General features: G+C 40.8%; 13 protein-coding genes. 5 read left to right on the top strand and 8 right to left on the bottom strand.

Annotation, left to right across the window (positions count from 1 at the left end):
* Positions 1-4: 4 nt before the first annotated feature.
* Positions 5-1,603, bottom strand: coding sequence for an Hsp70 family protein (locus H6G75_RS17400; RefSeq protein WP_190981267.1), 1,599 nt, complete (start codon positions 1,601-1,603; stop codon positions 5-7).
* A 58-nt stretch (positions 1,604-1,661) separates the two neighbouring features.
* Positions 1,662-2,609 (bottom strand): UV DNA damage repair endonuclease UvsE, encoded by a 948-nt coding sequence (gene uvsE / locus H6G75_RS17395; protein WP_190981266.1) that lies wholly within the window; start codon positions 2,607-2,609, stop codon positions 1,662-1,664.
* A gap of 330 nt (positions 2,610-2,939) precedes the next feature.
* Between uvsE and H6G75_RS17390 the strand changes: the two genes are divergently transcribed.
* A complete protein-coding gene (locus H6G75_RS17390; protein WP_190981265.1) occupies positions 2,940-3,095 on the top strand; it encodes a hypothetical protein in 156 nt (51 codons plus the stop codon).
* A gap of 81 nt (positions 3,096-3,176) precedes the next feature.
* Here H6G75_RS17390 and map read toward each other — a convergent pair whose 3' ends face one another.
* The 5 genes from map to H6G75_RS17365 all read right to left on the bottom strand — a co-directional run bounded on the left by map (position 3,177) and on the right by H6G75_RS17365 (position 9,012).
* The gene (gene map, locus H6G75_RS17385) at positions 3,177-4,004 is read right to left on the bottom strand and encodes a type I methionyl aminopeptidase (protein WP_190981264.1); all 828 of its coding nucleotides are present in this window, start codon (positions 4,002-4,004) and stop codon (positions 3,177-3,179) included.
* Positions 4,005-4,240: 236 nt separating this feature from the next.
* On the bottom strand, positions 4,241-4,732 hold the full coding sequence (locus H6G75_RS17380) for a cupredoxin domain-containing protein (protein ID WP_190981263.1): 492 nt from the start codon (positions 4,730-4,732) through the stop codon (positions 4,241-4,243).
* A gap of 188 nt (positions 4,733-4,920) precedes the next feature.
* The gene (locus H6G75_RS17375) at positions 4,921-7,818 is read right to left on the bottom strand and encodes a pitrilysin family protein (protein ID WP_190981262.1); all 2,898 of its coding nucleotides are present in this window, start codon (positions 7,816-7,818) and stop codon (positions 4,921-4,923) included.
* 173 nt (positions 7,819-7,991) lie between these two features.
* On the bottom strand, positions 7,992-8,435 hold the full coding sequence (locus tag H6G75_RS17370) for a VOC family protein (RefSeq protein ID WP_190981261.1): 444 nt from the start codon (positions 8,433-8,435) through the stop codon (positions 7,992-7,994).
* Positions 8,436-8,499: 64 nt separating this feature from the next.
* Positions 8,500-9,012: a TIGR02652 family protein gene (locus H6G75_RS17365; RefSeq protein WP_199331560.1), complete on the bottom strand. Its 513-nt coding sequence runs from the start codon at positions 9,010-9,012 to the stop codon at positions 8,500-8,502.
* A gap of 242 nt (positions 9,013-9,254) precedes the next feature.
* Here H6G75_RS17365 and H6G75_RS17360 point away from each other — a divergent pair, with 242 nt between their 5' ends.
* The 3 genes from H6G75_RS17360 to H6G75_RS17350 all read left to right on the top strand — a co-directional run bounded on the left by H6G75_RS17360 (position 9,255) and on the right by H6G75_RS17350 (position 11,508).
* Positions 9,255-9,782 carry a gamma carbonic anhydrase family protein gene (locus H6G75_RS17360; RefSeq protein ID WP_190981260.1) on the top strand — a complete coding sequence of 176 codons (528 nt, stop codon included), beginning with the start codon at positions 9,255-9,257 and terminating at the stop codon, positions 9,780-9,782.
* Positions 9,783-9,958: 176 nt separating this feature from the next.
* Entirely contained in the window at positions 9,959-10,084 is a 126-nt protein-coding gene (locus H6G75_RS17355; RefSeq protein WP_096581838.1) for a photosystem II protein Y, read from the top strand.
* Positions 10,085-10,242: 158 nt separating this feature from the next.
* The gene (locus H6G75_RS17350) at positions 10,243-11,508 is read left to right on the top strand and encodes a glutamate ligase domain-containing protein (RefSeq protein WP_190981259.1); all 1,266 of its coding nucleotides are present in this window, start codon (positions 10,243-10,245) and stop codon (positions 11,506-11,508) included.
* A gap of 53 nt (positions 11,509-11,561) precedes the next feature.
* On the opposite strand, the gene H6G75_RS17345 is transcribed toward H6G75_RS17350, so the two are convergent.
* The gene (locus H6G75_RS17345) at positions 11,562-12,860 is read right to left on the bottom strand and encodes a sugar ABC transporter substrate-binding protein (RefSeq protein WP_190981258.1); all 1,299 of its coding nucleotides are present in this window, start codon (positions 12,858-12,860) and stop codon (positions 11,562-11,564) included.
* 139 nt (positions 12,861-12,999) lie between these two features.
* Here H6G75_RS17345 and pilM point away from each other — a divergent pair, with 139 nt between their 5' ends.
* Positions 13,000-14,106 carry a type IV pilus assembly protein PilM gene (gene pilM / locus H6G75_RS17340; protein WP_190981257.1) on the top strand — a complete coding sequence of 369 codons (1,107 nt, stop codon included), beginning with the start codon at positions 13,000-13,002 and terminating at the stop codon, positions 14,104-14,106.
* Position 14,107 lies beyond the last annotated feature (1 nt).

Genomic DNA, 14,107 nt, shown 5'->3' with positions numbered 1-14,107 from the left:
TACTTTAACTCAACTGCGCCACAAGCTGATTTTCTAACAAGGTGTCATTCGTCAACAAATCCTCAACAGTGATGCGTAAAAAGCGTTGTTCATCAACTTGAAAGAGGATTTTTACCCGATCGCTCCCCGGATACCCTGGCGGTGTGAGTTGAGCAATGGTTCTCGCGCCTGCGCTATCATTCAGAGGTTTAACAGTGGTTTCACCGCTATCCAGACGGCGGGTAATTAAGCGATCGCCATCAAAATAAACTTCGGTATTACCTGTGTCTGCGCCTAATTCTCCGATAATTAACTCAATGCTGGGTTGATTCTCCACAGATGCGCCTAAAAATAACTCTACAGCTTGATTCATCGGGTAAGCTTGCCCTGATTTAATAATCGGATGCCAACTGTGGCGCTGGTTGCGTCGATCCCAATAACGAATCCCGTAACTGTGGTAGAGAAAGTCTTTGATTTCCACGCCTTGAGATAACTGTAATGCACCTTGGGCGATCGCTTCAAAAGGCTTTTCACACCTGATTTTTTCTGGCGCAAAATACTGTTTTACCCATGTCTGCACTGCTGGTAGTTGGACAGTTCCCCCAACTAACAACACAGCATTAATATCTGCTAATTCAATTCCTTGGCGGCGTGCTTGTTGCAACAGATTTGTCATTGACTCATCTAGTCGCTCAAAAAATGCGTGTTCTTTAAGGATATTTTCTAAATTATCCCGGTCTAAATTTAATTCGTAACTTTCAAATGTTTCATCATCAAAATAAACTTCGCTGGCTTGGTTTTGAGTTGATAGCTGAATTTTGACTTTTTCCGCTAATCTCGTTGTTAATGGACTTACTAGCAAGCCTTGAGTTTTAGCAAAGTAATCAACTAACCAATTATCAATATCTGTTCCGCCTAAATTCTGCCCAGCTTTTGCCAACACACGCGCCATTTTGACTTTTTGCTTGGAATTTTCCGCTAGGGATTTATTACCAAATTTGAGCAAAAATCCGATGGGTTTAGTATTACCTTGTGCGCCTTTATCTAACTTGACTAAAGATAAATCTAAAGTACCGCCACCAAAGTCAATCACTAAGAGATTTTCTTGATCAGCCAAACCATAACCCAAGGCGGCGGCTGTGGGTTCATCCAACATCCGCACTTGTTCGACTGGAAGGCTTTGGCAAACTTGACCTAACCAGTGGCGGTAAGCTTCAAAACTATCGACGGGGACGGTTAAGATCAGTGAGTCCAATCCACCTTCTAAGGGTGCTAGTTTTTCAATTACTTGATTGAGAAACCATTGTCCAACTTGTTCAAAGGTGACGGTTTCTCCGTCTAATTCTGGTAAGAAGCCTTGAATTTCTGCACCGATACCACGCTTAAAACTACGGAAAAATCGAGATTCGCCTTTGAGATCCAAACCGCGATCGCGTACTTGCTGCCCTACTAAAACTTTACTCTGGGCTGCATCCTCCACATATACCAAACTGGGAATAAGTGGAGGATTGAGACTTTGTTGAATTGATAAACCAGGTAAACTCAGAGTTTCCGCCTGCTGGGTGACGGGATTCCAACGGGCAATGACTGTGTTGCTAGTACCAAAATCGATTGCGATCGCCATAGTCTCTTAATTATTCCATGCCAAGGCAAGGTAGGGCAAAATTTTCTCAACAAAAATATTATTGTCCCACAAGCCACCAACTACGCAAATGGGCGATCGCTTCTTCTTTGCGTTTAGCTTCCACTTCTATCCACGGTGCTTGATGATAGATATCAGGCATAGCATTAATGAAATCACTGTGTTTTCTATCTTTAAAGGCTGTTTCACCGTTGGAAATATGAACTAATTGCCAATCTGGGTTTTTCCAAGTTTCCCTCGCCGCCTCAAACATCGTAGCCACACTCGGCTCATTGTAGCTGTCTAAATTTTCGTGGCAAATATGGTGATGAGCGTCGAATACCAAGGGAATTTTCGCGGCTTGGCACACTGCTAAAATTTCACTGGCGCTATAGGCGTATTCGTCGTTTTCCAAAGTTAAGCGACTTTTAATCGCTTCTGGTAATTCTGAAATTACTTGTATTAACTTTTCGGCGCGTTGCGATTTACCACCATGAATGTTCATCAACGACCAAGGCGAACGAGGTAAACCCAGTAAATCCAAGTCTCGCGCGTGTCTGGCTAAGATATTGATACTAGTTTGTACAACTTCTGGTGAATCGGAACTCAGCACTACAAATTGATCAGGATGTAATACCATTCTGATACCAAGGGCGACTGCACGTTGACCAATTTTACTCAACTCATCAGCCATTTCTTCTAAGATATTTTCGCCAATTTTGTCTTCTAAATCATTCATCGGAAATAAATTAGAAGTCATACGATAAAGGCGAATTTGATTCTGTTCACAAAAAGTCAACGCATCATGCAATCGCTGTAAGTTATGTTGATAAAGCTCTCGTAAGATACTTTCCCGTTCTTTTAGGGATAGTTTTAAATAGCGTGTGCGTGTGATTGTTTTAAAGCGGACTTTTTGAGAAATTGTAATACAAACTAAACCTAAGTTTGGCAGAATAGTTTGAGGCGATCGCTGTTGATTACCTAGATTTTGACATTCAATGGTGGTCATGTTCGCAAATGCTAAAGTTTTACCTATTTCTTGATTGAACTCATTTCTAGTTTCTGTGTTTAGTTCCTGTGGGATGAATTTTTCCGATATTGGACTTATACCAATACAGTTCAGACAGGACTTACGTAAGTGTCAAAATTGGTGGTTGGTGCGTGACGCTATAAATCTGATGACTACGTTCAAATTTTCTCGTTGCGTCACACACCCTACAGAAAAAATATGCCAGTTGCGTAAGTCCTAAAGAACACTAAATTACAACAAAACTAATAAAAAACGAAAAAATGATTTTGGAGGGGGTTTGGGGGACGCAACCGTCCCCCAATCGGGGGTGTGGGGGAGAATCCCCCAAATCTTACTCATTCTCTAACAGGTAAAACAAAAATTGAGAAATCAACTCTCATTACCGTATTAGAACTTAAACAGCAAAAATTCATCCCAACGTTAATTTATCAACTGTGCTGTTGGGATGAATTGCGATCGCTGTAACTTATAGCAATAATTAGGAAATTAGGACATATCAACGACAGCAAAAGACTTTTAAATCTGTCACCTGTCACCTATTACCTACTATACTTTAGTGCGATCGGTCAAAATTTCATAACCAGTTTCCGTCACCAACACCGTATGCTCAAACTGAGCCGATAGAGAATTGTCTACCGTTACCGCAGTCCAACGGTCAGCTAATGTACGTGTATGTTTAGAACCTGCATTTAAAATTGGTTCAATTGCCAAAGTCATTCCCGCACGCAATTTTACATTTGGCATTTCTCTGGTGCGGAAGTTAAACACTGATGGTTCTTCGTGCAAGTTCCGACCAACGCCATGTCCAGTGAACTCTTCTACCACACTGTAACCATTGGCTTTTACATGGTCTTCGATCGCGCCAGCTAAGTCAAGCAGATATGCACCTGCTTTCACTTGTTCTATACCTTTATACAAAGCTTCCTCAGCTACACGAATCAGTCTAGCGGCTTCTGGAGTGACTTCCTCCACAGCAATTGTAATGCAAGAATCGCCGTGAAAACCTTGGTAATAAGCACCTGTATCTACTTTTAAGACATCCCCAGCACGAATGACTTTTTTCGGACTAGGAATACCATGCACGACTTCATTGTTAATACTGGAGCAAATAGAGCCTTTAAATCCGTGATATCCTTTGAAACTGGGTGTTGCGTCCATTTCCCGGATGCGCTTTTCCGCGTAAGCATCCAAGTCGGCTGTTGTCATCCCTGGTTTGACCAATTCAGAAATTTCTTTCAGCACCGTTGCGACAATTTTCGCAGATTGCCGCATAATTTCCACTTCACGCGGCGATTTGATTTCAATTCCCCGACGCTGTTTTGGTGACGGTGTGACTTTAACTGGTTGAGAAAGCAAGTTGCTAAAAATGTTCATGTGCTGATAATAATTGCTGATGCTTTGTCGCTACGGATTCCGTGCTTTTTATAGAATAATTGAGAAACTATATCTATATTTAAGTTATAGCAGTTAATAGGTTTGAAAGTTTGTTAGTGTCTGTGGTTGGAGGATTAGAGTTATTAACCGCAGATGGACGCAGATAAATTTTTTCCCTGAGTAGAAGAGGACAAGCTATATCTAACTAAGGAAAGATAACTGATTGGCAAAAGTAATTATGAATTACTGATGATGATTTCCCCTGTCATCCCAGCGTCTGTATGTCCTGGTATAGTACAGTGTAAGTTATATTTGCCGCTTTTTAAAGGAACAAAAACCCATTCAGCCTCAGCACCGGGTTTTAATTCTAATTCGTGAATAGCCCCTTTAATTTCTACTTTTCCGGCTTCTACTTTTTGCGTCCAAATGCCATCAGAAAAATCTTTAGCAGTAAAATAATGCTTTAATTGGCTAGGATTTTTGAGTTGCAGTAGATAGCGTTTACCTGCGATTAATTCTAAATGATTTGGTTCAAATTTGAGTTCGTTAGCAGCATTACCCAAGCTAACTGTAATTTCTGTAGCTGGTTGCTTGAGCAAATCGCTAGGAATATTTGCTGCAATGGCTGATGGCATAAAATTAACAAAACTCAGGCTAAGTAGCAAAGAAAATTGAAATATGAAGTATAAAGTCTGAGGTCTGAATTTTGTTATTAAAGAAATTTTCATTAGTTTTTTAACCCCTGTATAAAATTATTAATTACTCATAATATCTAACCCCTAGCCTCTAGTACAGGTTGGGATTTTGGTATAAATATTCTTTCTTTTTACTTTTGCCCTTCGGGTTCACCATTTGCTTTATGCCGGGAAACCCGTCCACCGCAATGGCTCACCTTTTTACTTTTGCATTCCTCAAATCACTCATGATTTTTATCTGCAATTACAGCCGGGCCTGCTGTCACCACCACAATTTTATCTGGGTGGAGTAATTCACGAGCTGCTTGATTTACTTGAGTAAGAGAAACTTGTTTGATTTTATCAGCAAAGGAATTTAGTTCTGTAATGTCCATTCCATATACCTGATTCATCAGCATTGTATGTGCTAATTCTTCAGGGTCAGCGAGAGAAATTTTGTAGTTACTAACTAAGGTGTTTTTAGCTGTTTCTACATCATTGGCTGTGACACCTTGCTGATGAATTTCTTGTATAAGTTTGCGGGTACTAGCGATCGCTTTGTTGCTATCTTCTGGACTAGTTTGCATTTCTATCCAAAATGTCCCAGCATTTTTTTGCGCTTGCAAGTAACTATAAATACCATAAGTTAGCCCTTGGCGATCGCGCACTTCTGCACCTAAATAACTAGATAATGTATCGCCTCCCAAAATTTGATTTAAGACTAAAGACGGATAATAGCGGGGGTCTTGACGATTAATACCTGTGTTACCCATAAAAGTAATCGCTTGCGCTTTCCCTGCCATCACCGGGTTTACACGTAAGAGATTATCTGGTAATTTTACATTTGGATATTGGATTGTTGGTGGTTGACCACTCACTTGCCAATCGCCTAATGATTTTTCGATGAGCGATCGCACTTGGGTAGGTTCAAAATCTCCTACTATCACCAGCACTGTTGTATCTGGACGATAATATTTAGCTTTAAACGCAATTACATCCTCTCGCTTAATTTGTTTCAGACTCTTTTCTGTCGGAAAAGTATGTAAAGGATGTTGTTTCGGATAAAGAGATTGAACAAAAATTCTTTTTGCGACTTCTGCGGGATCATCCAATTCCTGTTTCAAGTCAGTTAAAGCTTGCTGGCGGTTTAATTCCAATTCTTTTTTGGGAAATGTACTGTTTTTCACCGCATCTGCTAAAGTCTCAATCAGAATCGGTAAGTCTACGGCTAAACCATCGCCTTCAATTCGCACACCTTCACGATAAGCTGTAAAATCCAACGATGCGCCTCTTTCTTCTAAAGCCTTCGCCAGAGTTAAAGCATTTTTGCTTTTTGTCCCACTCATTAAGTTATCAGCCACCAAAGATGCCAATCCTGCTTGATGTTCCGCATCAAATTCTTTTCCGGCTTTGATGTGACCGTTTAAAGTTACTGTGGGTGTACTTTTATCAGGTAATAGTAATACTTTTAAACCGTTAGCTAAAGTAAATTGCTCTGGTAACGCCAGAGTAGAATTTTTTTGACTCGCGTTGTGGGAGACTTTTTTAACAATATCTGTTGTTTCTTCTAGCGGTGGTAAATATTTATCTATTTCTGATACAGCCAAAGGTGTAGCAGCAGATAAATTTTCTTTAGTTTGATTTAAGTTAAATTTTTTACCCGTTTCCGTTACATTTTGTTCAGTCGGCTGAAATAATCCAACAACGCGGGTTTCTGGTTGAAGATATTTTTTGGCTACATTGACAATATCCGCATCTGTCACTTGACTAACAGCCTCTAAATAGCAGTCAGTATAGCGATAGTCACCAGCAGTTATTTCATCATTAGCTAATTGCATTGCTTGGCTAGTGATATCCCGATTACTCAAAATTACCCCAGCTTCTACCTGCATTTTAGCCCTGGTTAATTCCTCTGGTTTGACTCCTTTTTGGACTAAATTAGCGATCGCACGATTTAGTATTTTTTCAATCTTCTTCAAATCTTGATGATCATCTGCTGTCACTAACAACTCATACCAGCCAGCCTCTTGCAAGCTAGAAACCGAAGCAGTCACTTCACTTGCTAAACCAGATTCCACCAATGTCTGATAAAGCCGTGAGTTCCTCCCCTCTGTCAAAATGTAATCCAGCACTTCCAAAGCAGGAATATCTGGGTGATGCAAATTAGGCAGTGGATAAACCACTTGCAGCATCGCTGCGGCTCCCTGTTCTCTTAATATTAGGGGAGTGTTGAGTGCTGAGTGCTGTACACTGAGCGAACTTGAAGTGTGAGTGCTGAGTAATAAACTATCTACTTCTGCCTCCTGCCTTCTGCCTTCTGCCTCCTGCCTCTTCGGTAACTTACCAAATATTTCTTTGACAGTTTCTAGGGTTTTGCTCGTTTGAAAATCTCCCACAATTACTAATACAGCATTATCAGGAGTATAAAATTTGCGGTAATATTCCTTGACTTGCTCAACTTGAAATTTCTCAACATCTGCTTTGTTACCACCCACAGGTAATCCATAAGCATGATTGGGAAATAAGGCGTGCATAACAGCACGGTTGAGGCGGTATTCTGGACTATTTTCGTAACCTTGTAATTCTGAAATTACTACTCGTTTTTCTGTTGCTAGTTGTTCTGGTTCCATCAGAGAATTTTGCATTCTATCTGCTTCTAAAACTAGCAGTGCTTTGAGTTTTTCCCGTTCTACAGTGTTGTAATAAGCTGTTTGGTCATAACTCGTAAAAGCGTTGGAGTCGCTACCTAAAGCACTAAATAATCGACCAAATTGCACTGGACGATTTTTTGTACCTTTAAACATCATGTGTTCAAGTTGATGTGCAATCCCGTTAGTTCCTGGTGCTTCATAGCGTGAACCAACTTTGTACCACATTTGCACACTGACAACTGGCGCAGTATGCACTTCTTTTGTTAAAACAGTCAGACCATTTTCTAATACTGTTTTACGAACGTTGGCTGTAATTGTTGGGTTATTTATATGAGTTGCAATCAATTGTGTGTGAGTATTGTCTGATTTGATTTTAGCTATATATTTGCTATCAGCGGGTTGAGTACTTAAGCAAAATACTGTGATTATCCACAGACTTAAAAATAAGAATGACCAACGATATCTATACCCTATAAAAAACAGAGACATTTTTTGGTAGATGTTTTTATTAAATGCAATTATATATTTATAAGCGTGATTATTAGTAGTCTATTCTTTCTTCGGGATCACTGAAATCAGAGACACTACCAGAGAAAAATTAGTCTAGTAACAAAGAGTATATTTAGTCTAGTAACAAAAATTATATAAAGAGCCAAGTTTATTTAACCGAGTTTAGTTAAAGTCCGAATAAATTCTAGAGGTAAACCATCACTGTCTGCAATGAAGGCAACTTCCCAGATGCGATCGCCTATTTGCTGTTGTGTCGGCTCTAAAAGGATTTTCAGGGGTGAGAATTGTTCTGGCTGGTTTTGTGCTGCTAATGCAAAGCTGGTTTTTAAATTTATTAACCAGCTAGGTAAATCTGGTGTGACTGCCGTTAAATCAAAAGACAAATGATAATACCCAACATAATGCTCATCATCAAACGCATCAGGCGCAGGTTTGGGTTGGGGAATTTGAATCAGTTCAATGCGTCCGCCTAAGCCTTCCATCCAACAAGCCAGGGTATAGCCTGTAGTGAAGCGTTCACATACGGTAAACCCCAACAATTCATAAAAAGCGATCGCGCGATGAATATTCGCAGTGCGGATAGAGGCGTGGTGCATAATTTGTCAATAGTCATTTGTCAATGGTCAATAGTCATTTGAATTGACCATTGACCATTGATTTTTACTCAAACAACCTGAAATAAGGGTAGCGCACAGGCACTCCTGGCTCTTTTTCCAAATCGAAATTAATCACTTCCCAGGAAGGTTCTTCTGAGGAATCGGGACTAAATTCTACTGGTAAGCCATAAAGTCGCGCCGATGTCGTCTCTGGCTGTCCAGAACGCCAAGGGGTACTGCGTTCTAAATAACCACTCATCAATTCCTGATAACGTCTGGCAATAATTACCTTTGTTGCTCGGTAGCCTTGGGTATACAGTTTGTCTAAAGCTTCGTGAATTTCAAACCGTATCCCATCAGGATGAGTGTGTTGTCTATACCATTCCCCATTCCATCTGCGCCAATGACGACCTGACTGTAGATGAATTAACTCCTCAGTCTTAGGGTTGGCTTCAAATGCGCCATGACGAGGACAAAGATAAGTATCAGTAAGTGTCAAAGCCGGAATAGTCTGCCGACAGTGGGGACACTGAATTTCGTGACCAAATATTGGGTACTGCAAACCTGGATTCATCATGAAGTGCGTACAAACATAATTTCTTCTTCACTAGCACCATTAGGTTCGATTTTACACTTCGGCTCCTCCACTTTAAGTTAATTGTTCGTAACTGCACGGAAACGTAGTTGCAGTTTAGAACAATTGTAAACTGTGTTTTCCTCAGTGTAGAGGCCTAACAACATGATATTCTGGTTGTGCAACCAGTTTCTCAAAGGTTGGAGTTTCTCCAGTGTTCCTGGGTACCATATTCCTATTCTATCGTGTCTACCGCTTCTTACTGGCCATCTCCTGATTTTTCTCCAGCAGCCTTCGTTGCCGACAATGCTGTTGTCATTGGTGCTGTGAACATCCAAGCCGGAGCCAGCATTTGGTATGGAGCAGTAGTTAGAGCTGATGTAGAGCGGATTGAGATTGGTGAATGCACAAATATCCAAGACGGAGCCATTCTGCACGGTGATCCTGGTTTGCCCACCATTTTAGAAGATTATGTGACTGTCGGACATCGTGCTGTGATACATTCTGCCCATATTGAGCGCGGCTGTTTAATTGGTATTGGGGCAGTAGTCTTAGATGGTGTCAGAGTAGGCAGTGGCAGTATTATCGGTGCAGGCGCAGTTGTGACAAAAGATGTACCGCCTTTATCTTTAGTTGTCGGCGTTCCTGGCAAAGTGTTGCGTCAAATTAGCGCCACCGAAGCCGCCGAACTCATAGAACACGCTGAACGTTACAAAAAGTTAGCTTTGGTTCATGCGGGGAAAGGCAGTGATTTGGGTTTTAATGCTGGGTGAAGGAGAAAGGAAGACAAGGGAGACAAGGGAGACAAGGAAGATGAACAAATGGTTCTTGACTCCACTGTAATCTTTCTTTACATACCTAGTTGGAAAAAATGCCCACTTGGGCTAAAAATAAAGATGAGAAGAGTTGATAAAACTTTAATTTCTACTTAACAGAGGGGTTCTAAATTATGGATATCGATTTTCGTGTAGCGATCGTTTTAGCGCCTATTGCTGTTGCGGCTGGCTGGGCTGTTTTTAACATCGGTGCAGCAGCTTTAAGACAAGTGCAAAACTTTTTGAACAGAGAAGCATAAACATAAATTTACATTATCACCTTACAACCGACTGTTTCTAGGAAATCTGGGCAGTCGGTTTTGTCATTTGTCATTTGTCATTTGTCATTAGTTAAACTCCTCTGCACCCTGCACCCCTGCCCCCTTACTTCCCCACTCCCCACTCCCCACTCCTTCCAGTGAATATCGATTCTGTACTTCAACCTTTACAACATTTTGGTGTAAATCTGGGACTGTCACGTATTGTCAAACTATTGGCAAACCTGGGCAACCCGCATGAACGCATCTCAGTCATTCACGTTGCTGGGACAAATGGGAAAGGTTCTGTCTGCGCTTACCTCTCTTCAGTACTTACCGCAGCTGGTTATCGGACAGGACGTTACATTTCGCCGCATTTAATTGATTGGACAGAAAGGATTTGTATCAATGAACAAGCAATTTCGGCTGAGGAATTAAGTCAGCTTTTACAAAAAGTCCAAGCGGCTGTTTCTGGTGATGATGAATATCCGACTCAGTTTGAAATTATTACTGCGGCTGCTTGGTTGTATTTTGCCCAGCAGCAAGTTGATATTGCAGTAATAGAAGTTGGGCTAGGCGGACGTTTAGATGCGACTAATGTTTGTTCTGAACCTTTGGTGACAGTAATTACTTCCATTAGCCGCGAACATTGGCAACAACTAGGCCCCACTGTGGCTGATATCGCTAGAGAAAAAGCCGGAATTATCAAGCCTGGATGTCCGCTTGTCATGGGTTCATTGCCAGCCGATGCGGAAAAAGTTGTGCGATCGCGTGCCGAAGAATTAAAATGCCCAATATTTACACCCCAAGCTGCACAACAAATCTCTCCAGGCTGGGCAGAATATCAAACACTTCTTCAATATCCTCAAAATTTCATTCAATACCCTCTACCATTACAAGGGCAAATTCAATTAACTAATTCAGCTTTAGCTTTAGCAACCTTAGAAATTCTCCAACAACAAGGTTGGCAAATTCTGGAATCAGCCATTATCAATGGGATGGCAAACACCAAATGGCCAGGAAGAATGCAATGGCTAACTTGGAAGAATCATAAATTATTAATTGACGGCGCACATAACCCCGCAGCAGCCCAAGTCTTACGTAATTACGTAGATAGTCTAAATCCCCAAAATGTAACTTGGGTAATTGGTATGCTTTCGACAAAAGACCATACCGAAATTTTCCAAGCCCTGCTACAAACAAACGATAAATTATATTTAGTACCAGTACCAGATAATAATTCAGCTAATCCTCAAGAATTAGCAAATCTGGCTAATAATATTTGCCCAAAACTAAACTTGTGTCAAACATATCCAGATGTATCATCATCACTGGCATCAGCTTTTACTAATACAAATAATTTAGTGGTTTTGTGTGGTTCTCTTTATCTAATTGGACACTTTTTAGGAAAATTAAATCCTTCATAAATAAAAAGATTCCCGACTTCTTGAAGAAGTCGGGAATCTGAAACTTTCAAAATTTAGCGATTATTCCACTGTTGGGCGGCATCTTCAACAGCTTGATCAACAGTTTTTTGACCTAACATAGCTGCTTGCAAATTTTCATAAATTGCCTTTTGCAATTTATTAAAGTCTTTTAGGGTCGGGGTTAAAACCTCAGCTTGCTGTAATTGAGTTGCGCTAATAACTCTGGCTTTTTCAACAGTAGAAGCATTAGCTGGCATATCTTTAAAGTAACTATCAGATAATGCTTTAGTAGTTGAAGGTAAAACATTTGCTGCTTTTGCAAACGATAATTGATTTGCGTCATTTGTGACAAATAAAGCAAACTTTGTGGCTGCTTCAGGATGTTTGCTGGCGCGAGGAATAATTATATTCATCACAGCCACATTTTTCTTACCTGTATCACCAGTAATTTGTGGTGCAATAGCGGAAGCTTGAGCAATTTTTGGAGCATTGTTAGCTATTGTTTTGAGAAATTCTGGCCCTGAAGCTAAAAATGCAGTTTCACCAGATTGATATAAATCAATAGCATGACGATGACCTTGGGTTAACACTTCTTTTGGTAGTAGTCCTTTTTTGTACAAGTCAACCCAATATTGAAATGCAGCTTTACCTTGTGGTGAATTAAAAGCGGCTTTACCTTCAGCATCAACTAAAGTCACCCCCATTTGTACCAAAGACTCCATCACCTCGCCGGAATCTTGCGGTACAAAAGTAATAAAAAAGGCATATTTACCAGTTTTATTTTTGATTTGTTGTGCTACCTGTGCTAATTCTACGTAGGTAGTTGGTGGTTTACTGATACCTGCCTGTTTTAATAATTCAGTGTTATAAATAGTTAGCCTTGTTGTGAGATACCAGGGAATTCCGAAACTTTTGCCATTGAGTGTGCTGGCTTTCCAAATGTTTGGTAAATAAGTCGAACGCACATCTTTTGGAATTGCTGTATCTAAGTCTAACCAAGCATTTCGCCCCGCCAGTTGGGATGCAAAATCTGGATTTAGGTTAACAACATCAGGTGGCGTTTTTGCAGAGACAGCTGTTAGAATTTTGTTCTCCATAGCTGCCCAAGGCACATCAACCCAGTTAATTTTTACACCGGGATTTTGTGACTCAAAATCAGAAATCAAAGTTTTAAAGTAGTCAGTAAATTGAGGTTGGAGTTGCATTGTCCAAAACTCAATGTTGGCTGCTTCTGTTGTGCCTGTTTTTGGACTTGTGCCAACGTTACCTGTGCTGCAACTAACAATCCAACTAGTCAATAAACCAATTATTGCCCAAGCTGTTAGTTGTTTGAATTTTTGCAATCGAATCATTTTACCAGTATTTTCACCCTTGATAGAAATGAAAAGCTTATGGAGAATTAACGAGATTATAGGCTAAATCAATTACCCGTAAAAACGCAATATACTGCGTTGACAAATGAAATTTTCTATTTAGTAGTCCGGCGGAACTGTGGTGAAAAGCTTCAATAGTCTGTTTGGCAAATCTAATAAAGGGGTTGGCATCGAACTTGCATCAGAACGGGTAAATATCGTTCAGTTACGCAAGCAACGCCAAGGTTTAAAACTAGAATCTTTTACATCTGTTCCAGTTCCCGAAGGTGTGGTGACAGATGGTCAAATTACTGACCCCCCGACAATGGCGCAAATCATTCAGCAAGGATTAGCTGAAAGTAAAATCAAAGCTTCTCGTGTTGCGACCGGCGTACCTGGACGAGATTCTATCGTACGTCTGATTCCAGTGCCAGCTGAGTTAGATGACAAAGAATTACGGGACATGGTGTTAAATCATGAAGCTGGTTTGTATTTACCATATCCTCGTGAAGAAGCTGATGTAGATTACCAAAAACTTGGGTACTTTGTAGATGAGGACGGCATCGAAAAAGTACAGGTATTATTAGTAGCCACCCGCAAGGAGGTAACTGATACATATTTAAGTACTTTTGAGCAAGCTGGATTGCAAATCGATGTTTTAGAGATTAACAGTTTTGCGCTGATTCGGACAATCCGCGACCAACTGCGGCAATTTGGGCCACAGGAAGCGGTGGTACTAGTTGACATTGAGTTCGACAGTACAGAAATAGCCATCATTGTGAACGGAGTACCTCAATTTTCGCGGACTGTGCCAATTGGCACTTATCAAATGCAAGAAGCCCTAGCTAGGGCAATGAGTGTACCTACATCACGAGATATGGAACTTTTACGGGAAATGATTATTCCTGCGACTCCTATGGATGGTGGACAAACAGGGGTGACAGGAATCAACCCTGGGATGGCAGCGATGATGAGAGTTGTAGGAGAACTAACGGATGAACTGCGCCGTTCTATCGATTTTTACTTAAATCAAAGTGAAAATTTGGAAATCGCGCAGATCCTTTTGGCTGGGCCAGGTGGCGGACTGCAACAGCTAGACGAGTTCTTCACACAACGCTTAAGCTTGCCAACTGTACAAATAGACCCAGTTGGGGCATTGTCTTTGCAGGTTGATGAACAAAAATATCCAGCTTTGGAACGTTCTGGTTTAGCGATCGTACTTGGCCTCGGAATGCGGGAGGTGTAAC

It is taken from the genome of Nostoc sp. FACHB-280 (assembly GCF_014697615.1).
GTDB lineage: Bacteria > Cyanobacteriota > Cyanobacteriia > Cyanobacteriales > Nostocaceae > Nostoc_B.
Note: the sequence above shows the minus strand (reverse complement) of the source record. Positions and strands in the feature narration are given on the sequence as shown.